Genomic DNA, 24685 nt, shown 5'->3' with positions numbered 1-24685 from the left:
GGGGGGCCGCCGTCCGTGTCAGGCTTCCTCGTCCTCCGCGCGGCGCTCGCCCTCCGCCTGGGACGGCTGGGTGCGCATGGTGGCGGGGTGCCGCTCCTCGGCCGGGTCCCTGTCCTCGTCCAGCCTCTCGCCCTCGGCCTGCGACGGAGTCGGGTACTCGATGTTCTCCTTCATGGCAGCCTCCGTGGTCGGAACGCCTGCCTACAGATCGAGCGTATCGCGTCCGTCCGGTCCGACGCCGGGCCGGATCCGGCCGGTCAGTGCGGACGTCGGGCGAGCGGGCCGCTCCGGCGGCGCATCCCGAAGGCGTAGACGGCGGCGGCGGCCGGCGTCCCGACCGGGAGGGCGAGGTCGATGCCGCCCGCCGCGAGGCCAGCGGGCCCACGTGGAGCTCCGTGCTGACGCGGAGCACGGCCGCTGCCGTGCCGGACACCGGTGCGGTCCATCCGGCACCCCGCACCGCAGCTCTTCTCGCCACCCACTGACCAGCCCTCAAGGAGTCCGCCCGTGCATCCCGGCCTCGTCCTTCTCTCCGCCCGCCTCCTCGATGTCGTCACCGGCGAACCGCTCCCGCAGACCGCCCTGGCCGTCACCGACGGACGGATCTCCGCACTCGACGACGACCAGCGGATCCGCGCCCTCGCCGGACCGGCGACCACGGTGATCGATCTCAAGGGCGCCGTCGTGACGCCCGGCCTCGTCGACGGCCACATCCATCCCCTCATGGGCGCCGAGCTCACCCACGGCCTGGACCTGTCCGGATGCACCACCCTCGACGAGGTGCGTCGGGCCCTGGCGCGGGAGGCCGGATCGCTGGCTCCCGGAGCGTGGCTGCACGGCTGGGGCCTGGACCCGAACGTCTTCGGCGACCGGCCCGTCGCGTCCGCCACCATCGGACCGGTCCTGGACGGCATCCCGGCCGTTCTGCTGCTCTTCGACGCCCACTCCATGATCGCCAGCCACCGCGCGCTGGAGATCGCCGGCGTCGACGGGCCCCGACGGTTCGAGCAGTACGCCGAGATCGTGTGCGACGAGGCGGGCCGCCCCACCGGTCTGCTGCTGGAGGACGCCGCCTGCGAACTGGTCGAGCGGGCCGCACCGCCGGTCGCCCCCGCCTCGCCTCGGCGCTGCGCGAAGTGGCCGCGTCCGGACTCACCGGCGGACACGCCATGGACGCCAACGGGGAGAGCCTGTCGCTGTACGCCGATCTCGACGAGGCGGGTGAACTGCCGCTGCGCCTGCGGGTCGCACCCTGGCTCCAGCCCGGAGCCGACGGCCGGGCCGTGGCCGACCTCATCGCCCAGCAGGGCCGGGGCGGCCGGCTGTGGGAGGTGGCGGGCGTCAAACTGTTCATGGACGGCACCATCGACAACGGCACCGCCTGGCTGGAGCGCCCCGACTGCCACGGCGAGTCCACGCACGCCTTCTGGCCCGACCCCGCGGCCTTCAGCAGGATCATCGGCGAACTCCACCGGGCCGGTGTCCCCACCGCCACCCACGCCATCGGGGACGCCGCCGTGCGCCACGTCCTGGACGCGGTGGAGGCGTCGACGAGCGCGGAGTACCGCGGCGTACGGCACCGGGTCGAGCACATCGAGACGGTCCCCGACGACACCCTGCGCCGGTTCGCGGAGCTCGGTGTCGTCGCGTCGATGCAGCCGACCCACTGCTGTGACTTCACCCGCGCCGACCACACCGACAACTGGTCCCGGCGGCTCGGCGAGGAGCGCGCCGCGCACGCCTGGCGCTGCCGCGACCTGTGGGAGTCCGGCGCCACCGTCGTACTCGGCTCGGACTGGCCCATCGCCCCCTACCCGCCGCTGACCGTGATGGCCGGCGCCCGCCACCGCCGCCCCAGCCGCGACCTCAGCCGGCCGCCGCACAACCCCGGCCAGGCCCTCATCGCCCTCGAAGCGCTCCAGGGCATGACCCTCAATCCGGCCTACGCGGCAGGCGCGGAACACGAGTCGGGGCGCCTGGCCATCGGCCACCGGGCGGACCTCACCGCATTCGCGGAGAGCCCGCTCGCCACGCCCGCCACCGACCTGGCCGGCCTTCCCGTCGTGCTCACCGTGGTCGACGGCCGCACCACCCACCGCGACGCCGGCCTGTGACGGCCCCTCGCCCCTCGCCCCGGCCCCTCAGCGGTCCTTCTCCGCGCCGGTCACACTCCGCTGTGTACGCGGGCGGCGCGGTACGTCAACGGTGATGACAACGCGGTTGACCCCGGTGTGGCGAAAGGATGGCGCAGGCGCGGCCGACGGCACAATGGGGCTGACCTGAGCGAAGGAGTGCGCAGTGGAGCCACGTACGGGGAACTCGGCCGCGGCGGCGAAGGGAAAACAGACCGACTCCGGCCGCCCGCGGCCGTCACTCAGTACTCGGCTGATCGTCGAGGCGTGCCTCGCGCTGATGGACGCCGAAGGTGCCGACGCACTGACGTTCCGCCGGGTCGGCGCCCAGCTGGGCGCCGACCCCACGGCGCTCTACCGGCATTTCCGCAACAAGGATGATCTGCTGCTCGCGGTGGCGGACCACCTGCTGGAGGAGGGCCTCGAAGGGTTCGAGCCCTCGGACGACTGGCGGCAGTCCTTGCGCGGACTGTTCATCCGCGTGCACAAGGTCTATCTCTCGCACCCGCGTGCCGCCGTGCTCGCCACGGTACGCATCACGCGGCGACCGGCCGAGATGCGGGTGATCGAGCTGACCCTCACCGCACTGTCCGACGCGGGGTTCCCGCCCGAGCAGGCGGTGCGCCACTACCGGGCACTGGTGGACTTCCTGCTGGCCCGGTCGTGCTTGGACGCCACCTACCGCACGCTCGACGCGCACACCCGCCGGGGCGACGAGTCGGCCTGGTCCGGCGAGTACGCCGCCGTACCCGCCGCGACCCACCCCCATATCGCCGCGGCGGCCCCCTACTTGGCTTCGGTGGACGACGACGCCGACTTTGATTTCGCACTGGACCTGATGCTGGACGCCATTGCCGCCCGCGCCCCCGGGAGTGGCTGAACGGCTCGGCGCCACCTGCGAGAATTGCTAGCCGGCGCGCCTCAGGCCGATGCGGTCGATGGCGCATGTCCCGGGGGTTTTGGTGCTGTCGGGGTGCTGCCCGACGTGGGTCAGCCGGAGCGTGTTGGTTCCCGCCCGCACGGACACCTGGCTGAACTCGGGCTCGGCGTAGGTCATCACCGGGCTGTAGAGGTCGAGCGGTGCTCCGACCGTGGCGCCGTTCACCGACAGCCGGTAGATGCCCCGGGAGTCGTGCCGCTTCACCCGCAGCCGCAGGGTCCGCAGCCCGGCTTCCGGCGACTGGAATGTGCAGGTCAGAGCGGAGCCGGGCGTGTCCGGTGTGAACAACACGCCGTGGCCAGCGCCGCATTGGGGGTCGGCGAAGACCTCCGCGCGCCCGCCCGATGCGGAGAACGCGAGCGCTTCCGCCTCCGCCACCCAGTCCAGCGGGCGCGGCGTCCAACTGCCGCGTGAATCGCAGAGCGCCACGCGGGTACGGTCGGTGGCGGCCTCCGTGTCGGTGTAGGCGACCAGACGGCCGTCGGGCGAGAAGCCCGGATGGGGGTGGCCGGGGTGGGCGGATCCCCAGCCCACCAGGCCGAGCGTGCGCGGCGGGTGTACACCGGTCAGGTCCACCAGGGCCACCGAGCCCACCTGCCCGAGTGCCGAACCGTTGCGACCGTTGGTGTCGGTGACCGCCCAGCGGCCGTCGGCGGAGATGTCGCAGTGGTTGTACGTGCCGTTCGTGCTTGAGGGGCCCGGCGCCAGCAGCCGGTCCGGCCGGTCGTCCGGGTAAACCATCCACAACCCCGCCGAGCTGCCGCCGATACCCACGACGAGACTCCCGGTGTCGGCGCGGGACTTCCACACGCCGTGGGTGCCGACCGGCACGCCCGCAGCGGCCTGGTCCCAGATCATCTTGCCGTTCGGCGCGTGCACCGGGTGCAGGGCCCAGGAGTGAATGTTGCCGCCGAGCGCGTAGCCGATCCATTCGGGATCGTGGGCGCTGTACTGGAAGTGGGTGGCGAGTACGCTCCCGGAGAAGACCTCTCGCACCCGGCCGCCGTTGAGTTCGATCTCCACCGCCGTGGTGGGACCGGCGGTGATCGGTGCCGGGTAGTGGCTGCACAGCACCCGGTCGCCCGCCGGATGCAGATTGACGACGACACTGAGCGCGCGGCCCGGCGGCGGTGAGTAGAGCTTCACGGGCGAGGGGGCGGCCAGATCGATCAGCCAGACCGCGTTCTCGGCGCAGGTGACGAGGCGTCCGGAGTGGATGTTCCACCAGACGAACGGATTCCGGTCACCCGCCGGGGTGGCGAACCGTGCCAGGAACCGCTCCGTGCCGGAGCGGACGTTCACCTCCCACAGACTCGTGGCCCCGGTCTCCCGCTGCCCGAGCACGATGCGGTCGGCGTCCACGAATCCGTTGTGCGTGGGGTACGTGAAGTAGCGCCGCTGGTCGAACGTACTGAGGTGGCGCAGCTCGAACGGTTCCTGGGCGGTGGCGGTGGCGGCGGCTGCGGCGGCCGTGCCCACGCCTCCCGTCCCGGCGGTGAATCCTGCGGCCAGTGCTGCCAGCCCGGCCATGCGGCCGAACCCTCTGCGGGTGATCTCACTCATGGCGTCCTCACTCATGCGTGCTCACTGTGGGTGGCGCCCAGCTTCGAGCCCGCCGATGGAGGAAGTCAAGGTACTAATACGAATTAGTAGCGGCGTGGGGCCGGTGTCGGAGTGCGTGGGGTCCATCGGCCGGGATCGGCTGTCACAGGCGGCTACTGGTCTCGGCCAGCCATCGGTGCGGCGACGGACACTGTGCCGGGTGACCTCGCCGATGACGAGGCGGCCGAGAGGTGGCGCGGCGGGACGCCGAGTGGGGCGTGGACGCGCTGGTGAACAACGCCGGCCCGTTCGCCGAGCACGACCGGGAGTCCGCGGAGCCGGCTGCCTGGCTGGAGGCGATGAACGGCACAACACGGTGAGCCCCGGGGTGATCGTCGCCGACGGCATGCGGAAGATGTTCGAGGACGGGGCGGCCGCCCGGGGCCGGCCGGGGGAGTGGCCAGAGCCGGAACCGCTGGTGGTGGCCGAGTACGCGCCGAACCCGACGGGCCGGCTGGGTACCGCCGACGACATCTCGGCGGCGGTGGCATTCCTGCTGGACCCGCGAAGGCGGCCGCAGCCGGCGCCCGACCGCCGGAGACCGGCAGCGCACACAACTTCGAGCAACCACCGCCGAGTTCAGAGATGCCGCCGCGCCGAGCGGGACCGTGCGTCCGGCCTCAGGGCTCGATCGTCAGCACCTCGGACACGGGGCGACGAGGTGTGCACGGCCCTTCGGGCCCGTAACCGAGACGCACGATCATCTGCGGGTGCCCCGTGCCGAGAGCCGGGTCGCGCAGCAGATGCCGGAGTTCCGGCCATTCCAGGGGCTGTGTCGCGAACGAGGCGACGAGCCCGTGCCGTACGGCGATGAGCAGGACGCGCTCCAGGGCCTGACCGGCACGCAGCCAGTTCACCGGGCGGTCGCGCACGGTACGGAGCAGGGCGAGCTGCGGCCGGTCCTCGAACGGGGCGTGCGCCCGGCCCGGAATGACGTCCGTACCGGCGAAGTCCCGGTTGACCGCCCTGCCCGATGCGTCGGTAGGGCCGAAGGCGTAGTCCGGGACACCGTCGACCGCTGCCTCCACCTTGGTGTCCCGGGTCCAGTAGCGCTGCTCCGCGTCTCTCGCCGGGTCGCTCAGGTCGAACCCCTCGGCGTCCCGGATCAGTACCAGCACCCGCTCCAGGTGCTCCGGCGGCAGAAACGAGAAGTCGGCCTCCTCGGCGCGGGCCGCGTCGACGAGGCGCGCGCGGACGTCGTCGGGGATCACCCGGTCGTCGAACGGATAGCGGCTGGTGTGCCGGTCCCGGATCGCGGGGTGCAGAGCGGCGAGGGCCGCATCCGGCGGCTGCGCTGCTACGCGGCTGCGCTCCGCCAGGCGGACGGTCGCCATGACGACCGGATCGACGGGAACCGGAAGCAGAGTGGTCAGCGCGTCCAGGCCCCGGTACGACGCCGACACCCGCAGATTCAGCAGCGCCGCACCGCACCCCACGTGCAGGGCGCGCGTGGCGGGGTCCGCCTCCGGCATCTCGCGGTCGAACTCCGCCCGGAGCGTGAGCGTCCGGCCGGCCCGCCCGTACCGGAACCGCCAGGGCTGGGCGTTGTGCATGGACGGGGCGGCGGTGGCATCGGCGACGAGCTCCTTCAGCATCGTGTCGTCGAGCGGCTGTGCAGGCATCCGGCACTTCCCGCGGCGCAGCGCACGGTGTCCTTCCACCGTCCCACGTCCACCGTCCCACGTCCGGCGGGCCCGGCGCGAGGGGCCCGATCGCGCAGCGCGATGTCCGAATAGCGCCGGATCCGATGTCCCGGGCGAGCCAGCATTGACCACAGGGGCCACCGGTATCCCGTTCGGTACCGCACCGGGCTCCGCGCACCCACGAACCAGGGATCCCCCAGGAACCGGGGATCAGGAACCAGGAACCAGGAACCAGGCCCATGATCGATACGACACACCCGGCCGGATCCGTGCGCGACCAGGTCGACGCCACCGACTGGGCCGCACTCACCGACGAGATCGCCGCATACGGCAGCGCACCGACCGGGCGGCTTCTCACTCCCGCCCAGTGCCGGGAGATCGCCGCCCTGTACGACGAGACCGAACGCTTCCGCACCACCGTCGACATGGCCCGCCACCGGTTCGGCTCCGGCCAGTACCGCTACTTCACCCACGATCTGCCCGCAGTGGTACGGGAGTTGCGGGAGGCGTTCTACCCGCGCCTGCTGCCCATCGCCCGCGACTGGTCCGCGAAGCTGGGCAGGTCCGCGCCGTGGCCCGAGGAGCTCGCCGAATGGATCGGCATGTGTCACGCGGCGGGGCAGTCCAAGTCCGCCCAGATCCTGCTGCGTTACGGTGCCGGAGACTGGAACGCCCTGCACCGCGACGTATTCGGCGACATGCTCTTCCCGCTCCAGGTCGTCATCGGACTCGACGTGCCCGGCACCGACTACACCGGTGGCGAGTTCCTCATGACCGAGCAGCGGCCCCGCGCGCAGTCCCGCGGATCGGCCGCCACCCTTCTCCAGGGACACGGACTGGTCTTCACCACCCGTGACCGGCCGGTCGCCTCCAAGGGTGGCTGGTCGACGGCGCCCATGCGCCACGGAGTCAGTACCGTCCGCTCCGGCCGGCGCCGCACCCTCGGCCTCGTCTTCCACGACGCGCAGTGAACGACACGGTCTCCCGCGACCCGGTCTCCCGCGACAGGGCCTTCCGCGACACGGTCTCGCACCGGCCGGCTACGAGCCGCCGGACCGGAGGCCGTGGTGCCGCGGCGGGTCGGTGCGACCGGCGGCCAGCGCCGCGTCCGGAACCGGCGCGAGGGGGCTGGCGGCGTAGGCGTCGGGGACCGTGCAGGCCCGCAGATAGGCGGCGATCACGGCCGTCGCGCGCGCTCTCCAGCCCCGGGCGGTGCGGTCGGGGATCATCCGCATCACAACGCGCCCTTCGCGTGCCGGGCAGCGGCCTCGGCCAGTCCTGTGATCAGGGGGTGGGGCCTGGTGCCGTCGCCGTGCAGTTCGGGCTGGAAGAGGGTGGCGAGAAAGAAGGGGTGTCCGGGCAGTTCGGCGATCCGCACCTCGCCCGCGTCATCGATGCCGGTGAAGCACAGCCCGTGCGAGCGCAGCAGTTCGAGATGGCGCGGATTGGGGCCGTAGTTGCAGTAGTAGCGCTCCACCGTGCGTTCGGCGCCCAGGAGTTGAGCGGCCCACGAGCCGTCGGTGAGCTCGATCGCACCCTCGTGGCCGACCAGCGAGCAGGCCAGCGGGATGAGCACCGCGTCCTCGGCGGCGGTCAGCGGCGCGTTCTCGGCGTGACCGGCGTCCGTCAGGCCGCACACATTGCGGGCGTACTCCAGCAGCGCGTGCTGGAAGCCCCCGCAGGTGCCCAGGAACGGGATGCCGTTCTCGCGGGCGGTACGGATGGCCGCGAGCGCCCCCGCCTCGCTGCGGTACGGGCTGCCGGGCAGCATCCAGACTGCGTCGAACCCCTCGATGCCCTCCTCGGCCTCCTGCGTGGGGATCCAGTAGGCGTCGAGGTCAAGACCGTCGCGGTTGCGCAGGGACTCCAGCAGAACGGGGACGCGGGTGTGGGAGCGGACGGCCGGATCCCGGTCGCCGACCAGGGCGATACGTGCGGTGTGGGTCATGCGCCCATCGAAGCCCAGCTTCCGCATCACGTCCAACGATGATCGGTGCATTCGGCATCAGCAATACTGATACTCATGGATCCGCATCTGCTGCGTACCTTCGTCGCCGTCGTAGAGAACCGCTCCTTCTCCGCCGCCGCCCAGGCGCTCGGCTACACCCAGTCCGCCGTGTCGCAGCACATCGCCGCCCTGGAGAACGACCTCGGCGCCCGGCTCGTGGAGCGCCGCCCCGTGGGGCCGACAGCGGCGGGCGAGAGGCTCATGGAGCACGCCTCCCCGCTGCTGCTCCGCCTCAACGCCGCCCGTGCCGATGTGGCCAGGGTCGGAAGGACGCACACCGCCGCACTGACCCTCGCCTGTAGTCCCGCGGCCCTCACACCCCGCGTAGCCGGTGACCTGGCTCGCCTGCGCACCTGCACGGCGGGGCTCGCGGTGGACGTCCAGGTGCTCGGACGGGCGGCGGTGGTGCAGGCGGTGCTCACCGGAGCCGCGGACCTGGGCCTGATCGACGGCGCGGCTGCCCCCAGCGACCCACTGCCGACGCCCGACACCGGACCCGTGACCGGGCTGGCAGTGGCCGAGGGGCCCCTGGCCGTGCTTCTCCCCGCCGGCCACCCACTGGCGCACCGGCGGACCCTGCGCCTCTTCGACCTGGCCGACGCCCACTGGATCGACGCACCCGACACCGCCGTACCGCTCGCCCAGCTGCGCGCCGCTGCCAACACCGACGGGTTCCGCCCGCACCTGACGTACCGCGGAACCGATGTGCACGGCCTCGGGACACTGGTGGCTGCCGGGCACGGCCTGGCGGCCCTGCCCCTCGCCCTCGCCCCGGCCCTGCCGGGCACCGCCGGGATCCCGCTCTCCGCCCCTCGCCTGGTCCACCGCACCGAAGTGCTCCGTCCCAGGGCCCCGTCGGCGGTCGCTCAGGCACTCGTCGCCGCGCTCACCGGCTGACCTGCGCGGGGGAGAGAAAGGGTGTGGGGCGGCCGGGTCCGGGTCAGCCGGTGCGGTCGATGAGGTACGGGAAGAGCGCCAGGATTTCGCCCAGCGCGGCCGGTGCGAGCGGTACGGTCTCCAGGCTGCGGCGGGCGATGTCCACCTGCCGGTGGGCCTCGGCCAGGGTGGCGGTGCGTCCGCCGGCCTCCTCGACGAGTTCGGCCGCCCGGCGGGCCTCGGAGTCGTCGAGCGGGTTGCCGGTGCCGAGCAGCAGGGCGAGCCGGCGGGCGGCGGGACCGTCCGTGGCCAGCGCGGAGAGGACGGGGTACGTCTTCTTCAGCCGGCGGAGATCGCTGTGCACGGGCTTGCCCGTGACCTCGGGGTCTCCCCACGTCCCCAGGAGATCGTCCACCGCCTGGAACGCCACCCCGAGGTGCCGGCCCGCCCGGGCGAGCGCCTCGACGGTCGTGGCCGGGGCTCCCGCGAGCACGGCGCCCAGACCGGCCGCGCAGCCCAGCAGCGCACCCGTCTTGTTCTCGGCCATCCACCGGTACTCGTGCGGCTGGACCGCTTCGGGCCCGCTCCACGGCCTGGACTCGAAGAGCAGGTCGTCGGCCTGACCGCGCACCAGGTCGGTCAGCGTTCCGGCGAGCTGCCGGACCGCCGCCGCACTGTGCCTTCCGGGCGCCTCGGCCAGGGTCCGCACGGCCAGCGCGAAGAGCGCGTCGCCCGCGAGGATCGCCGGACCGGTTCCGTACGCCTTCCACACGGTGGCCCGCTGCCGGCGGGTCTCGTCGCCGTCCATGATGTCGTCGTGGAGGAGCGAGAAGACATGGATCAGTTCCACGGCGACCGCACCGACGACCGCATCCCGCGCCGGGGCGCCGGCGGCCTCGGCGCTGAGCAGTGTGAGCGCCTGGCGGATCCCCTTGCCCTGTGAGCCCGGGGCGGGGCTGCCGTCCGTCGTGGCCCACCCGAGGGAGAAGGCGGCCATCTCCGCATGCCACGGATGCAGCTGCCGCACGGCCTGCGCGAGCGCCGGGCGCACCTGGTCGCGGCAGCGGACGAGCACCTCCGGCGGCGCGGCCTGCCGGGTTGCGGGCGGTGGCGTCATCGTCGTCCGCTCTCCTCGTCCGTGCCGCCGTCGACCGGCGTTACGCCCAGCTCGGCGTACGCCTTGTCCACCATGTCCCGGGCGTTGAGCAGGCCGATCCGGCTGAGGGTGCGGCGCAGTTCGTTCAGGTCCGCCGCGGTGTCGTCGCGGTCGCGGCCGAGCCGGGCCAGCGACTTGACGAGCCCGAGCCGGGCCAGCGCCTCGCCCCGGGGCTCGGTCATGGCACGGAACTCCGCGAGCGCCTCCTCGTACATCCCGCGCGCCTCCTCGTACCGCCCGGCACGGAAGAGCACGTTGGCGCGCATCTTGTGGTTGTAGGCGAGGGCGCTGGACAACTTCATTTCACGGCAGGTGAGTTCGGCCTCCGCGAGCAGCGCGAGGGCACGCTCCGGATCGTTCCGCAGGGAGATGATGTCGGCCATGCCGCGCAGGGCCCACGCGCGGCCGCGCCGGTCGTCCGCGTTGCCGGCCAGCTCGGCCGCCTCCTCGAACATGGCCAGGGCGGTGTCGAGCGAGCCCGTGTTGCGGTGGATCTGCGCGATCCCCTCCAGCGCCCACACGGTGTGACGCGCCTCGCCGCGCACACGTGCCTCGGCGAGCAGCTGCTCGTGCAGGGCCGCGACGGTGCGGTAGTCGCCCTGGATCCGGCCGGTCTCCGCGAGGCCGGCGAGGGAGTAGCCGCGGGCGACTATGTCCCCGCCACGCTTGCCCATGTCGGCGGCGAGCCCCAACAGCCGGAACGCGAGCCTGAGTTCACCACGCTGCCTGGCCAGAGTCCCGCCGCTCCAGAGCGCCCAGGCCATCGCCCCGAGGTCGCCGGCCGAGCGGGCGGACCGGTAGCTGGCCTTCCAGGCCCGATCGGCTTCCGTCACGTTGCCGAGCCGGCGGTGCGCCTCGGCGACGGCGAGCCCGCACCGGGCCACCTCCTGTTGTGAACCGGAGAGTTCGGCCTCCCTCAAGTGGCGTACACCTTCCGCAAGTACATCTGCGAGAGAGGAGTTCACCGACATCTTGGTGAGTGCGCCTTGGTACTCGGGCGCCAGTGCCTTGCTGTGCATGGGAGCCTTTCGTGCGTGCCCGGATCGGAACAGGGCATGACTATGCGCTCGATGTATACATTCGGTGCATAGATGCCCGGTCGACGAACCCGGGTGCTCGTGGGGTCGGGCGGGGGCTTCGGACGTGACTGAGTGGCTGCTGCTCGTGGCTGTCGCTTGTGGCGACCGCGTTGCTGTGGATCAAGCTTGTTATGAATCAGGACGACAGTCGTGCGTCCGAGGTTGCTCCGCGATCGACGGAAGTCGACATCGCTGCTGCGGCGGGGCTGCTGTCCCGTGTCCGGAACGTGGCCGTCGGGCCGGAACCGCCCGACGTCGCCGACTCCGCCCGTAATGGCGAAGAGTGTTAGCGGTTACTGTCGCCGCCATGTGCCCTGGCCATAGTAAAAGACAGAAACATTTGAGAGCCCCTTGCGCCCCATGGCAATCGCTTACATGCTGACGCGCAGCCCCCACGACCCTCCGATTCCATTGATCCTCAAGGGAGTTCCCGGATGCGTCCTGCCCGATCGCCGTTCACCACCCCGGCCCCCGGTACGTCGGACGGCTCCATGCCGCGTGCCATGAATCGCCGGACCGTCCTCGGCTCCCTAGCCGGCGCCGGTGCGGCAACCCTGCTGGGCGCGGGCCCGGCCGCCGCCCGGCAGACCGGACAGTGGGGCGGACAGCGGGCCGGACACGGCTCGGAGGACACGCTCCTGGTCAAGGCGTTTCCGGACGCCGAGAAGGAGCGCATGCGACTGGCCCGCGCCCTCCGGTCCAGCGACTTCATTCCCACCGGCCGGTATGCCCCGGCGGGCAGGCCCATTTCGGTGACGGTCCGTCCGGCGGGCGGCCGCGTACCGGTGCTGCACATCGGCACCTTCGACTACTACAACGAGGACGCCGCGCTCCAGGAGCCGCGAGCCGTACCGCTGCGCCCGGGTCACAACACGGTCGGGGATGTCCACGGCGGCCCGATCTACCTGAGCTTCGCGGGGGAGGGCGAGCGTGCCGCCGTAACCTTCGGCCCCGGTACCCCGCGCATGGCGGTCTTCGAACTCGGCCGCACCGATGAGGCCGCCTTCCAGCAGCAGCTCGACGAGAGGGCCGACGTCCCCTGGGTCGAGCTGATCACCGGTCGGGCGATCCTCACCCTCACTCGCGAAGGCGCGCTGCTCTACCGGGACGAGGACCACGCGAAGCTGATGGGGCTTTTCGACACCGTCATCGACAGTCATGCGCGCATCAGCGGCCTGGACGGCAGGGGGCGGCTCAACCGCCCCAAGGCGGGCCGCTACCACTTCAACGAGGTCGGCGTCGTGCCCAGCGGGGTGGGGGCCTACGCCTGGCACGGGTACAACGGCTTCCCGCGCGCCTACATGGACCGGCTGTGCACGGTGGCGGGCCTCAGCACGCGGGGCTGGGGGCTGTACCACGAGCTCGGCCACCTCAACCAGCAAGGCGCCTATCAGGCCGACCAGTTGACCGAGGTCACCGTCAACATCTACTCACTGGCCGCGCAGCGCACCCTCGGTCAGACCTCCAACCTGCTGACGGCCGACCCGAAGACCGGGCTGAACCACTTCCAGACCGCGCTGCCGAAGCTCGGCACCAGCGGAATCAGCTACGAGAAGACCTTCGGCGCGTACGAAAAGCTCGTCCCGCTACGGCAGTTGGAGCTGGCCTTCGGCGAGGACTTCTGGCCGAAGCTGCACCGGCTCGTACGCAGTGAGCACCAGAACGAAGCTCCGGTCGACGACTACACGTACGACCCCGTCATCAACGCCCGCCAGTACCTGGCCCTGGCGAGCTGTGCCGGCCGAACCGCCGGATACGACCTCACCGACTTCTTCGTCCACAAGTGGGCCCTGCCGATCGACTCCGAGGGCGTCGCCGCGCTCGCTGCACTGGGCCTGCCGAAGCCGCCCGTCGATCCCAGCACGCTCACCGACTGACCGGGGCCGGCCCCGCGGCCCGGTGGGCCGCGGGGTGCCGGGCCGGAAGTCCGCGAAGCCGTGCGCGGCAAGAGCCGAAAGTCCGCAGAGCCTGACACGGCAAGAGCCGGAAGGCCACAGCGCCTGACACGGCAAGAGCCGGAAGGCCACAGCGCCTGACACGGCAAGAGCCGGAAGGCCGCAGAGCCGTACACAACGAGAGAGCGCGTCGTCAGTCCAGCAGACCAGCCAAGGAGATGACATGAGCACGCCATCGACAATCCGCTCCGCTACACCCGCCCGCAGGCGTCCGCGGCGCCTGATGAGGTCGGGTACGGTCCTCGCCGCCACCACGCTGCTCGCGCTCGGCGCGGCGGGACAGTCCTGGGCCTCGACACCGATCCTCCGCTGGACCACGAACGCACCCACCCCCGTGTCCACGCTGATCCTGCCGATGTCCGTGGACTCCGCGCCGGACGCGTCCGGCGTCTACTTCGCGTACTACACCACCCTGGAGAGCGGCACACGCCCCTACGCCGGCCTCCAGCCGAAGCCCGTGGACGCGAACGGCAACCGCGTGCTCCAGGCGGTCTTCAGCTCCTTCAACGCCGATGCCACGACGACGGACGACCACTGCACCTACGGAGCCGACGGCGGCGCCGGAGTGAGCTGTGCCGTCCGGTTCCGCTACACACCGGGGACGATGTACTCCCTGGTGCTCAAGCGGGCCAGTGCGACCGGGGCGACGCAGCTGATGACGGGGGACGTCGTCGAGACGGCGACCGGGGCGGCGGTGGCGCACATCGGCAGTTTCGGGCTGCCATCGGCCTCGGGCCGGTTCAAGAACGCCGATCAGGGATTCATCGAGCCCTACCTCGCCGCGGGCTGCGGCCAGCGGATCACCGTGACGTACGGCAAACCGGTCGGCGCCGAGGCCGGCGTCGCCCATACGGGCAGCCTTCCCACGGTCACCGACCCGTCGTCCGGAAGCTGCCTGAGCACCGCCTCGCAGACCACGAGCCGGGGGCAGCAGGTCACGGTCACGGGCAACGCGGCTCCGGCCGCGCCCGAACCCGCAGCGGACTGAATCCTTGAACCCAGAACCATGGCCGGGCCAGGTCCCCTGCTCCTGCGAAGCGCTACCCGCGCCCACTGGCTAAGCTCGACGAGGGGCCCAGAACGGGACGGAGGCTCCCATGACGACTCTCGAACCACGCGATGTCCCCCCTCGCCTCGCCACCGGTGCGTTCATCCTGAACTCCGGATTGGGCAAGCTGAATGCCGACGCGGAGACGGCCCAGGGTGTGCATGGCATGGCCTGTGTCGCCTATCCGTTCCTGAAGAAGATCGACCCGGAGCGGTTCACCCGGCTGCTCGCCTGGTCGGAGATCGCGGTCGGCGGAACGCTGCTCGCCCCTTTCGTGCCGACCCGGCTGGCCGGGCTCGCGCTGACAGGGTTCTCCGGGGGCCTGGTCGGTCTGTACCTCCGGGTTCCCGGGATGCGGGAGCCCGGGAGCCTTCGCCCCACCCAGAACGGCGTCCCGCTCGCCAAGGACTTCTGGATGCTGGGCATCGGTCTCGGATTCCTGGGTGCCCATGCCCGCCGGCCGCGCACGGCCGCGTCCAGATGTCCATGGCACCGGTCCCGGGGCTGACCCGACGCCCCGGGACGGTACGGACGACGCCCGGCTCCGTGGCGGGGCCCGCACATCCAAGGAGTGATCATGAGTGAGTCGGACGAGCTGCGCAATCGCGTGCAGCAGATGCGAGCCAAGGCGAAGGACCTGAACAACGAGGCCGAGCATGCCACCGACCCCGAGGAGCGCCGGCGTCTGAAGGAGAAGGCCCGCAGGATCGAATCGGAGAGCGAGCAGGTCAGCGGCATGGCGAGTGGGGACATCTACCCCATGAAGTGAGGCCGGTGGAGTCCGGCACCACCCCCCGGGCTCCCGCACCCGAGCGGGAGCCCGGGGGAATGCCGCCGCGCCCCGGACGTTGAACAACGGTGTGAGCTCAGTGATCGCATCCACCCGGTTCTCCGTCCTCGACCGCTCCCGCATCCGTGCGGGGCACGACGGCCCGCAGGCGCTGCGCGACTCGGTGCGCCTCGCGCAGGAGGCCGAGGCGCTCGGTTACCACCGGTTCTGGGTGTCCGAGCACCACAGCGTGCCGGGCGTCGCCGGTTCCGCGCCGGCCGTGCTGGCCGCAGCCGTCGCGGCCGCCACCTCCACCATCAGGGTCGGCACCGGCGGCGTCATGCTGCCCAATCACCAACCACTGCTGGTGGCCGAGCAGTTCGGCGTGCTGGAGTCCCTGTTCCCCGGCCGGATCGACATGGGTCTCGGCCGCTCCGTGGGCTTCACCGACGGCATCCGCAAGGCGCTGGGACGGGACAGGTCGGCCGTCGAGGACTTCGCCGGACAGCTCGCCGAACTGCTCGGCTGGCTGGACGGTACCCAGCGCTCCCACCCGCAGGTGCATGCCCTTCCCGCCGAGGGGCTGCGCATCCCGCCGTTCCTGCTGGCCACCGGCGAGGGCGCGGGCATCGCGGCCGCTGCCGGGCTGCCGCTGGTGGTGGGCGACCTCCGGGGCCGGGAGAAGCTGCTGCGCGCCGTCGAGCGCTACCGCCGCGAATTCCGCCCCTCCGCCTGGGCCGCGGAGCCCTATGTCGTCGTGTCGGGGACGATCGCGGTGGCCGGGAACCGGGAGGAGGCCCGCCGGATCCTGATCCCGGAAGCATGGTCCATGGCCCATTCCCGGACCCATGGCGTCTTCCCGCCGCTCGCTCCCGCCGAGCGGATCGAGGCGCGGACCATGACGGAGAAGGAGCGCGGTTTCTACGAGCAGGGGATGCGCGGCCACCTGTACGGCACGGAGGACGAAGTGGTCACGGGGCTCGAATCGGCCATCGAGGAGACCGGCGCCGACGAGGTGCTCGTCACGACCAGTACGTACGACCGTGTCGCCCTGCTCGACTCGTTGCGTCGCCTGGCCCGGATCGCGCGGCCGTCCCCGGGCCGGGCCGGGCCCGGCGCGATCCGGTGACCGGCCCGCGCCCGGTGTTCCGTCACCGGGGGCACCAGTCGGACTCCGGCCATGTGTACTGGTCGAAGCCGTCCCGGGCCATCGCGCACGGGGCGTGGACCGGCGGCCCGCATACTCTGGACCGGATACGTCGTGACGGTGGAGGGGTGGGCATGCGAACGGTGTACTGCGGGGAACTGCGCGTCGCCTACGGGCAGTTCTACGTGGACAGCAGGCCCGACGAGGAGGGGGAGTACGTCGGTCTGCCGGAGACCTTCGCCGGGCAGGCCGGCGGGCTCTGCGGGGCCGCCGTGCCGGGATATCTGTTTCTGAACACGGGCCTGCACACCGGGGAGGTGGGGCTGACCGTCGAGGTGCACGACACCGCCCCTCCGCTCGACGACAGCTGGGAGGACGTGGTGGAGGCAGCGTTCCGGCCCGCTTCCGGGTCCACGGTCGTCCTGCCATGGGGTGACGGTCCCCTCGTGTCGCTGGATCTGCCCGTGACCGGCCACCGGGTCCGGTACTGCGGACGCGACATGGACCGGGCCCGCGAGGAGGAGCTCGCCATTCTCTCCGGTGAGGCGGCGGCCGACCGGTACCTCCTGCAGTTCTGGCCGGCGGCGCCCCGCCCCGACGAGGTCGTCAAGCAGACGGCGGGCGCCGCGGCGTACTGGCACCAGTGGGCACGCGCCCTGCCGCCGCCTCCGTCGCCGGAGGAGCGCGCCGAGGCACGGCGCCTGCGGGCCGAGAAGCAGGCGCGGGCCGAGGCGGCCGAACAGAGGCGTTCCGAAGCCCTGGAGTGGGGCGGGCGGTTGCCCAGCCGGGCCCTTCGGGACGTCGGCGGCAATGTGGCGGGGCTGCGGGCCCTGGACTGCGGCCTCCCGCACGCGGTGGACGCGGCGGGACCTGCGGCCCAGCGGTCGATCGCCCGCTGGGCCGCCCACCGTGCGTACGCGGAAGCCGGTCTCGACGGCATCGACTGGATCACGCCCGCGCTCGAAGCCATGGACCTCGGACACGAGCTGCCCGCGCCGTTCGACGATCTCCAGCGCGCCTGGGACCGCTTCTTCGCCGACCCGGCCATCCCGCACACCCTCGTGGACTCGACCGACGGCAGCCGGGGAGGGATCCTGAAACAGGCCATGGCCGTGCCCGCCCTGTTCGACGCGACGGAGACGGTGCCGCTGCGTGCCGCGCTCGACGCGCTGTTCGCCGCGGCGGTCACGTACGGCAGCGACTACCCCCGCCTGTTCGACGAGGTGCGCCGCCGGTTCAGCCTGCCGTAGGCCGTGGCCGGGCCAACAGGGTGGTGGCGATGGCGACCTGGGCCGGCTCCAGAGCGGTCTTGCCGTCCTCGATGTCCCACAGCGCGTTCTGCAGGACGCGGCCCAGCGTCCAGCCGATCGCCCGCTGCCGGTCCAGGCCGAGCACCTCGGTCAGCCGGTCGAAGCGGCGGAGCACCGCGCGGGGCACATCGCCGGTGGCCACGACCTCGTCCCAGCGGTTGTGCATCGCCGGCATCAGGTCGAAACCGGGATCGCCGGCCAGGGGTTCCGGATCGATGGCCAGCCATGGCTCCCGCTCTCCGGCGAGGACGTTGTCGTAATGCAGGTCCCAGTGCAGCAGGCGGTCACCGGGTTCGCCGATGAGTTCGGCCACCGCGGCGGCGCAAGTACGTACCAGTCGCTGCTCGGCCGGATCGCGCAGCCGCGGCACGCTGCCGGGCACCTCGTCGAGCATGGCCGCCGCGATGTCGGCCAGCCGCCGGAAGCCCGGCGGCGCGGGCACCGCGACCAGGCGTGCCAGCAACTCGGCGAGAATCTGTACGGCGGCCGTCTCGTCGGCCACCGCCGACAACGGCCGTGCGGTGTCCAGCCGTTCCAGCAGCATGGTGCCGGTGTCCGGGTCGTGGTCGAGCAGATGCACCACGCCGTCGCCGTTCCACACCCGCAGACCCGGCACGGCGTCGATGTTCTCCTCGGTGACCTCCTGGAGCTTCAGCACGGCGGGCGTGCCGTCCGCGCGGATCACCGGCAGCACCAGCGAGGCCATGCCGTGCGCCGAGGGGCCGTCCGGCCGCAGGCTCCAGCGGTCCAGGAAGTCCGCGGCCAGCCCGGGGAGCGCGGCGATCCAGGCTCGGGCGGACGCCCCGCCGTTGCCGCCGTAGGACGCGGCGAACGCGTCGGGGATGTCGATGGGTCGGGACGTACTCATGTGTCTCTCCTTCGTCTGATCCGGATTCGGTCGGTACGAGGGAGGTTCACGGTGGTGCCCGGGGGCCGGGCAGGCGTCAAAGCATGCCGCCACCCTACGCGCACGGCGAAGCGGTGCGGGAGGCCGCCGTCCGCGACCGAGGCGGGTCGTGGCGCGCGGCGCGTGTCGATGGCGGGGGAGCGGGCCGGCAGCGGGGAGGGTGAGGGCATGAAAAGCGCTGACCTTTTGACCGACGCGTTCACCCGCGTCCGGGAGACGGTGCACTCGGCGGTCGAGGGCCTTTCACGCGCCGACCTCCACGCCCGTCTCGACGACGGGGCGAACTCCATCGGCTGGCTCGTGTGGCATCTGACCAGGATCCAGGACGACCACGTCTCGGACGCGGCCGGTGTCGAGCAGGTCTGGTTCTCCGAGGACTGGGCTGCCCGTTTCGATCTGCCCTTCCCGAAGGAGACCACCGGCTACGGACACAGCAGCGCGGATGTCGCGGCCGTACGGGTGGGCTCGGCGGAACTGCTGCTCGGCTATCACGACGCGGTCCACGAGCGGACCCTCGCCTTCGTGCGCGGGCTCGACAACAAGGCGCTCGACCGCATCGTCGACGAGGCGTGGTCGCCGCCGGTCACCCTCGGGGTCCGGCTGATCAGCGTCATCTCGGACGATCTGCAGCACGCGGGCCAGGCCGCCTTCGTCCGGGGAGCGCTGGAGCGCCGGTAGACCGGGGCCGTCGGGGAGCGGCCGGGGCGGCCGGCGCCCCGGCCTCCATACGACGCGGAGAGCGGGACGTGCGGTCCGGGGCCCCGCGCCCTCACCGGAAATTCGGATGAAGGCCGCACCCGCGCAGTGATGGGATGGCGCGATGCGAAGCGACGCACCGGTATCCGTGGACCGGGGGAAGTACCCGGACGCGGTGACGCCCTGGGAACAGCAGGCCTGGCGGGAGGACGCCCTCGCGTGGGCGGAGCGCGGGCTCGCCGCTCATGGTCTGCGGGCCACCGGGCCATGGAAGGTGCGGCTCCGGCCCTGGTCCGTGCTGGTGCGGCTGCCCGTGGCGGGAGGCGACACCGTGTGGTTCAAGGCCAACCCGCCCGCCGGCGCCTTCGAGGCGGGGCTGGCCGGGGCGCTGGCCCGTTGGGTGCCCGGATCCGTACTCCGGCCGCTCGCCGTCGACGCGGGCCGGGGCTGGTCGTTGCTGCCGGACGGCGGCACGCTCTTTTGCGACGCACTCGACTCGGTGGCCCCGGCCGCGATCGATCCGCGCGCCTGGGAGGAGCCGCTGCGGCAGTACGCCGGAGTGCAACGCGCACTCGTTCCGTACGCCGAGGAGATCGAGCGGCTCGGAGTGCCCGGCGCGCGCACGGCCGCGCTCCCAAGGATCTTCGACCGGCTCGTCGGGACGAACACCGCACTGGAGCCCGCCGATCGCAGGGCCCTGGGTGAATTGCGGCCCCGGTTCGTGGGGTGGTGCGAGGAACTGGCGGGTGTGGGCATCGCCGACACGCTCGACCACTCCGATCTGCACGACGGCCAGCTCTTCGCACCGGAGCCCGGCCGTTACACGTTCTTCGACTGGGGGGACGCGGCCGTCGCACACCCCTTCTGCAGCTTCCTCGTTCCCGCCCTCGCGGCCCGAGACCGCTTCGGCCCCGAGGTACTGCCCCGGCTGCGGGACGCTTACCTGGAACAGTGGACGGGCGACGGCCGCACAACGGCCGAACTGCGGCGGGCACTGAGCCTGGCGTGGCGACTCGGGGCGATCGGACGGGCCTGCTCCTGGGAGCGGCTCTTCCCCGGCGCGTCCGGCGCTGTCGGTGGGACCGGCGACGCACAGAGCGCACGCTGGCTGCTGAAGCTCTTCACCGAGCCACCGCTGTAGGGGCGGAGCGGCGGCGGGACGGGCGGGCCGAGCGGTGTGCCCGGCCGGACGACCGGCGATCACGCTGCTCCGACGCTGTCCCTGTCGGTCGCGGCTGCACCATGCGGATCCACACCTGCGAGCGGTACTCCGGGCACACCCCGCTCCCGGTGTTGCGGCAGCTCTACGAGTCGATGCCGAGGCGCTTCGCGATGGCCGGTGGCACCGGGAGGATCCGCTCGGGCGGGAGCAGCCGTTGGGCCTGCGCACTCCGGCCGCCCTGCCGGAGCGCCGCGATCTTCTGGACCGTGGGCGTGACATCGGTGATGTCGACGACCCACTCCTCGGCGAACGTGCGGATCAGACCGCGCCCGACCCCGACCTGGATGCTGTAGTGGTTGAGCGCGGCTCCCCGCAGCGACCGTTCGGGATCCCACTGGACGTGCACGGGAGCCTGGGCGACGGCTGACGGATCGGCCGTCGTCAGCACCGCCTGCGCGAGTGCCTCCTCCCAGCCGGCCCGGGTGATCCGAACCGCGAGAATCCGTTCCTGGCCCGGCTTCCGCGCCCAGTTGCTGCGGTGCATGAGCCAGAGGAACGACGGCTTGATCCAGGTCATCCGGTTGAACGAGAACGGCGGGACGAACCGCCTCGCGCGCAGGGCCGGACCGGCGACCGCCGGTGAATACGCCTGGTAGACGACGATCGTCCGGGCGTCATGGTCGGCCCGTATCCGGTGCTGTGGGGTCATGCGGCACAGGGTGCCAGGTGCCGGGCCTCACCACGATCGATTATCCGCGCCCCCGAATCCGTACTCCGGGACTCCCGACCGCCGGATCAGCCGCCGGTCGGACCGCTGGATCAGCCGTCGGTTCAGCTGCCGGATCAGCCGTCGGTTTCCCGGGCGTACGTCTTCGTCGCGGCGCACCGTAGGAGAGCCGGTTTTTTGTGCGGCGCCACCACTCGGAGGCGGTCCGGCGCTGCCTACTGTTCCCTCACTCGGCGGCGGAGTGCCGCTCCCTCGGAGGTGACCATGGCCAGCACCGCAGGCACGGAGACCAGCAGCAGAACGGCCTGCAGGACCCGGACGGCGGCCGCGGTGGTCACGGTGCTCGGCCTCGTCGGCACCGCGGCCGCGTGCGGTGGCGACACGTCCGCCGGTGGCGGTGACGGGTCGACGGTGGTCGTCGCCGTCGCCGGTGACCCCGGCAGCCTCAGCCCCACCACGGCACTGGTCAGCACCGCGCTGGCGATGAACTCCTTCGCGTACGACACGCTCGTGCACATCGACGCCGACGGCTCGCTGGTGCCGGGAGTGGCGGAGAGGTGGTCAGCCACGACCACCTCGGCGAAGTTCACCATCCGCTCCGGTGTCACCTGCGAGGACGGCTCGCCGCTGTCCGCCGAGGACGTGGCAGCCGAGTACAACCACATCGCCGATCCGAAGAACCAGTCGCCGATGCTCGGCATCTCGGTCCCCGTCACCGCCGTGGCGAAGGCCGACAAGGCGACCCGGACGGTCACCGTCGCCACCACGAAGCCCGCGCCGTTCATCGTGCAGATGTCCCGGCTGCTGCCGCTGCTCTGCAAGAACAGCCTGGCGAAACCGGCCGCACTGGCCAGGGCCACCAACGCGAGCGGCCCCTACCGGCTGACCGAAGCGGTTCCGGGCGACCACTACACGTACGTCAAGCGGGACAAATACAGCTGGGGGCCCCGCTGGTCCACCGGTGCGGGCATGCCCGGCAAGGTGGTGGTCAAGGTGGTCGCCAACGAATCGACCGCGGCCAATCTCCTGATGGCCGGCCAGATCAATGTCGCCCTCATCAACGGTGCCGACCAGGACCGGCTGGACGCGGCCAAGGTGAAGTACCGCAGCTCCACGGCGCTGTTCGGACAGTTCCTGTTCAACCAGGCCGCCGGCCGTCCGACCGCCGATCCCGCGGTGCGCAAGGCCCTGGTCTCCGTACTGGACCTGAAGCAGCTGGGGAGCGTCGCCACCGGCGGGAAGGGCAAGCCGGCCACCGGCATCGGCGAGATCGCCCCCACCCCCTGTACCGGCGACACGGTGACGGACAACCTCCCGGCCCACGACACGGCGCAGGCCGCCGCCGCACTCACCGCGGCCGGCTGGAAGAAGAGCGGCGGCACCTGGACCAAGGACGGCAAGCCGCTCGCCGTCGGACTCAACTACGCGACCAACCAGGGGCCCCAGGTCGGCTCGGCGGTCGAACTCGCCGTCCAGCAGTGGACGTCCTTCGGCGTGAAGGCGACCGCGAAGCCCACCGGCTCCGGCAGCATCATCAGCACGCTCGGCGGCGGCGACTGGGACAGCGCCTGGGCGCCCATCGGAGTCACCCTCCCCGACCAGCTCACCCAGTTCTACGACGGACCGCCGCCGCCGAAGGGCAACAACTTCGGCTCCGTCGTCAACCCCGACTACCACCGGCTCATCGCTCAGGCCGCCGCCGAGCCCGGCGCCTCCGGCTGTCCGCTGTGGGAAGCGGCCGACGCCGCCCTGGTCAAGCACGTCGACATCGCGCCGATCGTCAGCAAGGCGAACCGATACTACGGAAAGGGCGTCACCTTCGAGGTGGACGGCAGCGGCATCGTGCCGAGCACCCTGCGCCGGAGCGCCGGCTGATGGCGACGATCACCATGAACTCCCTGCGAGAGAGGGCCCGCAACCCCTGGGCCGGATTCGTCCTGCGCCGCGCCTGGCGGCTGCTGGTGTCGCTCGCGGCGCTGGTCACGGCCGCGTTCGCGATGATCCACCTGATCCCGGGCGATCCGGTCCGGGCGGTTCTCGGCACCACGGCCGACCCGGCCGTGGTCGCGGCCCGCAGGGAGTCGCTGGGCCTGGACCAGTCGCTGCTGAAGCAGTACGGCGACTTCGTCGGCAATCTGCTCCAGGGCAGGCTCGGGGAGTCGATCGGTGCCCAGATGCCGGTGTCCGAGATCATCTCCGGCCGGCTCCCGGCCACCCTGCAGATCGCCGTCCCGGCGTTCGTACTGATCCTGCTGATCGCCGTCCCCGTCGGCATGACAGCCGCGGTGCTGACCAAGGACGGCCGCAGGCGGCGCGGCGAACTCGCCTTCACCGGAGTCACCGGGTTCCTGGGCGCGGTGCCCGAATTCCTGCTGGCGGTGGGCCTGATCGCGGCGTTCGCGGTGGCCTGGCCGCTCTTCCCGGTCGCCTCCCGGGGCGGCGTGGGCGCGCTGCCGCAGTTCCATGGCGACGACATCGTGTTCTGCGCCCGCGACCGGGGCGCCACCCGCCTGTACCGGCTGGACGCGGCGGGGATCAGCGCCTCCCCGCTGCCCGCCGGCACCGGGGTCAGCGGCTGCTCGGTCGCCGCGAAGGCCGGACGGGCGGCGGTCGTGGTCTCCGACGCGGCACGCTTCGCCGAGGTCGTGCTGCTCGACCTCGACGACTGGACGTCCGGTCAGCATCCCGCCCGGCTCACCGACCACATGGCCCGGTCACTGCCGGAGATCGCCCTCCACCCGGTCACCGAACGCGAGTTCGGCATCGCGGACGGCACCGCCGTGCATGGCATGATCACCCGGGCCGCGGACACACCCCCGGGCGGCCCGCTGCTGGTCGACGTGCACGGCGGCCCGCACAACGCCTGGGCCCCGCACTCCGACCCGGCCCACCTCTACCACCAGGAACTGGCCACACAGGGCTGGACGATCCTCACACTGAACGTCCGCGCCAGCGACGGCTACGGCGAGGCGTTCTACACGGGCGCGGTGGGCGCCTGGGGCGAGACGGACGAGCAGGACGTCCTGCAGTCCGTCGCCGCCCTCGTCGCCGAAGGGCTCGTCGACCCGGACCGGATCGCGCTCACCGGCTACAGCTACGGCGGCTACCTGACCTGCTGGCTCTCCGCCCGCACCGACCTGTTCGCCGCCGTCGTCCCGGGCGGCGTCCTGGTCGACCTGAAGAGCATGGCCGGCACCTCCGAAGAAGGACACCTGATCGCCGAGCACGAGATCGGCGACCCGGCCCGGCTGACGGAACTCTCGCCGCTCAGCCACGCCGACGCGGTACGCGCACCCACCCTGATCCTGCACGGCGGCGCGGACGACACCTGCCCGGTCGGCCAGGCCGAACAGTGGTTCCACGCCCTGCGCACCAGGGGCGTACCGGCCCGGCTGGTCGTCTACCCCGGCAGCTCGCACCTCTTCCTCCTCGACGGCCGGCCCTCGCACCGGGAGGACTACTCCCGCAGGCTGATCGAATGGGTCACCACACACACCAACCGCTGAACGAAACGGAATCGGAGCACAA

Annotated in this window: 23 protein-coding genes and 1 pseudogene; 15 read left to right on the top strand and 9 right to left on the bottom strand. The window is 72.0% G+C overall.

Translation table 11 applies throughout. The features are described from left to right. Nucleotides 1-18 precede the first annotated feature (18 nt). Nucleotides 19-174 (bottom strand): hypothetical protein, encoded by a 156-nt coding sequence (locus ABZ622_RS24620; protein ID WP_360546567.1) that lies wholly within the window; start codon nt 172-174, stop codon nt 19-21. A gap of 333 nt (nt 175-507) precedes the next feature. Here ABZ622_RS24620 and ABZ622_RS24615 point away from each other — a divergent pair. Together ABZ622_RS24615 and ABZ622_RS24610 are read left to right on the top strand one after the other, a co-directional pair. Continuing rightward, nucleotides 508-2114: pseudogene (locus ABZ622_RS24615) on the top strand (amidohydrolase). A 184-nt stretch (nt 2115-2298) separates the two neighbouring features. Next, on the top strand, nt 2299-3012 hold the full coding sequence (locus tag ABZ622_RS24610; RefSeq protein ID WP_360546565.1) for a TetR/AcrR family transcriptional regulator C-terminal domain-containing protein: 714 nt from the start codon (nt 2299-2301) through the stop codon (nt 3010-3012). Nucleotides 3013-3039: 27 nt separating this feature from the next. Here the strand turns inward: ABZ622_RS24610 and ABZ622_RS24605 are convergent, their stop codons facing one another. Next, nucleotides 3040-4650 (bottom strand): hypothetical protein, encoded by a 1611-nt coding sequence (locus ABZ622_RS24605; protein WP_360546563.1) that lies wholly within the window; start codon nt 4648-4650, stop codon nt 3040-3042. A gap of 215 nt (nt 4651-4865) precedes the next feature. On the opposite strand from ABZ622_RS24605, the gene ABZ622_RS24600 reads away from it, so the two are divergent. Beyond that, nucleotides 4866-4994, top strand: a complete 129-nt coding sequence (locus tag ABZ622_RS24600; protein ID WP_360546561.1) for a hypothetical protein — start codon at nt 4866-4868, stop codon at nt 4992-4994. A gap of 300 nt (nt 4995-5294) precedes the next feature. Here ABZ622_RS24600 and ABZ622_RS24595 read toward each other — a convergent pair whose 3' ends face one another. Next, nucleotides 5295-6296, bottom strand: a complete 1002-nt coding sequence (locus tag ABZ622_RS24595; protein ID WP_360546559.1) for a nitroreductase family protein — start codon at nt 6294-6296, stop codon at nt 5295-5297. Between the two features lie 260 nt (nt 6297-6556). On the opposite strand from ABZ622_RS24595, the gene ABZ622_RS24590 reads away from it, so the two are divergent. Next, complete coding sequence (locus ABZ622_RS24590) at nt 6557-7288, top strand: 2OG-Fe(II) oxygenase (RefSeq protein WP_360546557.1); 732 nt, start codon at nt 6557-6559, stop codon at nt 7286-7288. A 69-nt stretch (nt 7289-7357) separates the two neighbouring features. Here ABZ622_RS24590 and ABZ622_RS24585 read toward each other — a convergent pair whose 3' ends face one another. Together ABZ622_RS24585 and ABZ622_RS24580 are read right to left on the bottom strand one after the other, a co-directional pair. Further along, on the bottom strand, nt 7358-7552 hold the full coding sequence (locus tag ABZ622_RS24585) for a hypothetical protein (RefSeq protein WP_360546555.1): 195 nt from the start codon (nt 7550-7552) through the stop codon (nt 7358-7360). After that, a complete protein-coding gene (locus tag ABZ622_RS24580) occupies nt 7552-8265 on the bottom strand; it encodes a hypothetical protein (protein WP_360546553.1) in 714 nt (237 codons plus the stop codon). The genes ABZ622_RS24585 and ABZ622_RS24580 overlap by 1 nt, the downstream gene beginning before the upstream one ends. A 75-nt stretch (nt 8266-8340) precedes the next feature. Here ABZ622_RS24580 and ABZ622_RS24575 point away from each other — a divergent pair, with 75 nt between their 5' ends. Next, entirely contained in the window at nt 8341-9222 is an 882-nt protein-coding gene (locus tag ABZ622_RS24575; protein WP_360546551.1) for a LysR family transcriptional regulator, read from the top strand. A 43-nt stretch (nt 9223-9265) separates the two neighbouring features. Here the strand turns inward: ABZ622_RS24575 and ABZ622_RS24570 are convergent, their stop codons facing one another. Further along, complete coding sequence (locus ABZ622_RS24570; protein WP_360546549.1) at nt 9266-10318, bottom strand: polyprenyl synthetase family protein; 1053 nt, start codon at nt 10316-10318, stop codon at nt 9266-9268. Continuing rightward, on the bottom strand, nt 10315-11376 hold the full coding sequence (locus tag ABZ622_RS24565) for a tetratricopeptide repeat protein (RefSeq protein WP_360546547.1): 1062 nt from the start codon (nt 11374-11376) through the stop codon (nt 10315-10317). Before ABZ622_RS24565 ends, ABZ622_RS24570 begins: the two co-directional genes overlap by 4 nt. Before the next feature lie 494 nt (nt 11377-11870). On the opposite strand from ABZ622_RS24565, the gene ABZ622_RS24560 reads away from it, so the two are divergent. From ABZ622_RS24560 to ABZ622_RS24535, 6 genes are all read left to right on the top strand, one after another. Next, complete coding sequence (locus ABZ622_RS24560; protein ID WP_360546545.1) at nt 11871-13313, top strand: M60 family metallopeptidase; 1443 nt, start codon at nt 11871-11873, stop codon at nt 13311-13313. Nucleotides 13314-13554: 241 nt separating this feature from the next. Further along, complete coding sequence (locus tag ABZ622_RS24555) at nt 13555-14379, top strand: hypothetical protein (protein WP_360546543.1); 825 nt, start codon at nt 13555-13557, stop codon at nt 14377-14379. A gap of 109 nt (nt 14380-14488) precedes the next feature. Beyond that, entirely contained in the window at nt 14489-14947 is a 459-nt protein-coding gene (locus ABZ622_RS24550) for a hypothetical protein (RefSeq protein ID WP_360546541.1), read from the top strand. Nucleotides 14948-15016: 69 nt separating this feature from the next. After that, entirely contained in the window at nt 15017-15208 is a 192-nt protein-coding gene (locus ABZ622_RS24545; protein ID WP_360546539.1) for a DUF6381 family protein, read from the top strand. Nucleotides 15209-15299: 91 nt separating this feature from the next. After that, nucleotides 15300-16337 carry an MsnO8 family LLM class oxidoreductase gene (locus ABZ622_RS24540; RefSeq protein WP_360546537.1) on the top strand — a complete coding sequence of 346 codons (1038 nt, stop codon included), beginning with the start codon at nt 15300-15302 and terminating at the stop codon, nt 16335-16337. Between the two features lie 152 nt (nt 16338-16489). Then, nucleotides 16490-17605 (top strand): hypothetical protein, encoded by a 1116-nt coding sequence (locus tag ABZ622_RS24535; RefSeq protein WP_360546535.1) that lies wholly within the window; start codon nt 16490-16492, stop codon nt 17603-17605. Here the strand turns inward: ABZ622_RS24535 and ABZ622_RS24530 are convergent. Continuing rightward, complete coding sequence (locus tag ABZ622_RS24530; protein WP_360546533.1) at nt 17592-18533, bottom strand: aminoglycoside phosphotransferase family protein; 942 nt, start codon at nt 18531-18533, stop codon at nt 17592-17594. The two genes, ABZ622_RS24535 and ABZ622_RS24530, sit on opposite strands and share 14 nt — an antisense overlap. Before the next feature lie 207 nt (nt 18534-18740). Between ABZ622_RS24530 and ABZ622_RS24525 the strand changes: the two genes are divergently transcribed. Both ABZ622_RS24525 and ABZ622_RS24520 read left to right on the top strand, forming a co-directional pair. After that, nucleotides 18741-19250, top strand: a complete 510-nt coding sequence (locus tag ABZ622_RS24525) for a DUF664 domain-containing protein (protein WP_360546531.1) — start codon at nt 18741-18743, stop codon at nt 19248-19250. A gap of 142 nt (nt 19251-19392) precedes the next feature. Continuing rightward, a complete protein-coding gene (locus ABZ622_RS24520; protein ID WP_360546529.1) occupies nt 19393-20409 on the top strand; it encodes an aminoglycoside phosphotransferase family protein in 1017 nt (338 codons plus the stop codon). Between the two features lie 163 nt (nt 20410-20572). On the opposite strand, the gene ABZ622_RS24515 is transcribed toward ABZ622_RS24520, so the two are convergent. Further along, complete coding sequence (locus ABZ622_RS24515; protein WP_360546527.1) at nt 20573-21139, bottom strand: DUF4291 domain-containing protein; 567 nt, start codon at nt 21137-21139, stop codon at nt 20573-20575. Nucleotides 21140-21421: 282 nt separating this feature from the next. Between ABZ622_RS24515 and ABZ622_RS24510 the strand changes: the two genes are divergently transcribed. Further along, on the top strand, nt 21422-23032 hold the full coding sequence (locus ABZ622_RS24510; protein ID WP_360546526.1) for an ABC transporter substrate-binding protein: 1611 nt from the start codon (nt 21422-21424) through the stop codon (nt 23030-23032). Beyond that, on the top strand, nt 23032-24663 hold the full coding sequence (locus tag ABZ622_RS24505) for a prolyl oligopeptidase family serine peptidase (RefSeq protein WP_360546524.1): 1632 nt from the start codon (nt 23032-23034) through the stop codon (nt 24661-24663). Before ABZ622_RS24510 ends, ABZ622_RS24505 begins: the two co-directional genes overlap by 1 nt. The last annotated feature ends 22 nt before the right edge of the window (nt 24664-24685 follow it).

The sequence above is a fragment of the Streptomyces sp. NPDC007164 genome (genome assembly GCF_040634135.1).
Classification (GTDB): Bacteria; Actinomycetota; Actinomycetes; order Streptomycetales; family Streptomycetaceae; genus Streptomyces; species Streptomyces sanglieri.
The sequence above is the reverse complement of the archived record's forward strand: the minus strand, read 5'-3'. Positions and strand labels throughout refer to the sequence as shown.

Coding starts and splice junctions, on each gene's coding strand:
- ABZ622_RS24505 (WP_360546524.1), top strand. CDS start 23,032: ATGGCGACGATCACCATGAACTCCCTGCGAGAGAGGGCCCGCAACCCC.
- ABZ622_RS24570 (WP_360546549.1), bottom strand. CDS start 10,318: ATGACGCCACCGCCCGCAACCCGGCAGGCCGCGCCGCCGGAGGTGCTC.
- ABZ622_RS24590 (WP_360546557.1), top strand. CDS start 6,557: ATGATCGATACGACACACCCGGCCGGATCCGTGCGCGACCAGGTCGAC.
- ABZ622_RS24545 (WP_360546539.1), top strand. CDS start 15,017: ATGAGTGAGTCGGACGAGCTGCGCAATCGCGTGCAGCAGATGCGAGCC.
- ABZ622_RS24520 (WP_360546529.1), top strand. CDS start 19,393: ATGCGAAGCGACGCACCGGTATCCGTGGACCGGGGGAAGTACCCGGAC.
- ABZ622_RS24595 (WP_360546559.1), bottom strand. CDS start 6,296: ATGCCTGCACAGCCGCTCGACGACACGATGCTGAAGGAGCTCGTCGCC.
- ABZ622_RS24525 (WP_360546531.1), top strand. CDS start 18,741: ATGAAAAGCGCTGACCTTTTGACCGACGCGTTCACCCGCGTCCGGGAG.
- ABZ622_RS24565 (WP_360546547.1), bottom strand. CDS start 11,376: ATGCACAGCAAGGCACTGGCGCCCGAGTACCAAGGCGCACTCACCAAG.
- ABZ622_RS24530 (WP_360546533.1), bottom strand. CDS start 18,533: ATGAGTACGTCCCGACCCATCGACATCCCCGACGCGTTCGCCGCGTCC.
- ABZ622_RS24550 (WP_360546541.1), top strand. CDS start 14,489: ATGACGACTCTCGAACCACGCGATGTCCCCCCTCGCCTCGCCACCGGT.
- ABZ622_RS24515 (WP_360546527.1), bottom strand. CDS start 21,139: ATGACCCCACAGCACCGGATACGGGCCGACCATGACGCCCGGACGATC.
- ABZ622_RS24620 (WP_360546567.1), bottom strand. CDS start 174: ATGAAGGAGAACATCGAGTACCCGACTCCGTCGCAGGCCGAGGGCGAG.
- ABZ622_RS24535 (WP_360546535.1), top strand. CDS start 16,490: ATGCGAACGGTGTACTGCGGGGAACTGCGCGTCGCCTACGGGCAGTTC.
- ABZ622_RS24585 (WP_360546555.1), bottom strand. CDS start 7,552: ATGCGGATGATCCCCGACCGCACCGCCCGGGGCTGGAGAGCGCGCGCG.
- ABZ622_RS24580 (WP_360546553.1), bottom strand. CDS start 8,265: ATGACCCACACCGCACGTATCGCCCTGGTCGGCGACCGGGATCCGGCC.
- ABZ622_RS24510 (WP_360546526.1), top strand. CDS start 21,422: ATGGCCAGCACCGCAGGCACGGAGACCAGCAGCAGAACGGCCTGCAGG.
- ABZ622_RS24560 (WP_360546545.1), top strand. CDS start 11,871: ATGCGTCCTGCCCGATCGCCGTTCACCACCCCGGCCCCCGGTACGTCG.
- ABZ622_RS24555 (WP_360546543.1), top strand. CDS start 13,555: ATGAGCACGCCATCGACAATCCGCTCCGCTACACCCGCCCGCAGGCGT.
- ABZ622_RS24575 (WP_360546551.1), top strand. CDS start 8,341: ATGGATCCGCATCTGCTGCGTACCTTCGTCGCCGTCGTAGAGAACCGC.
- ABZ622_RS24605 (WP_360546563.1), bottom strand. CDS start 4,650: ATGAGTGAGGACGCCATGAGTGAGATCACCCGCAGAGGGTTCGGCCGC.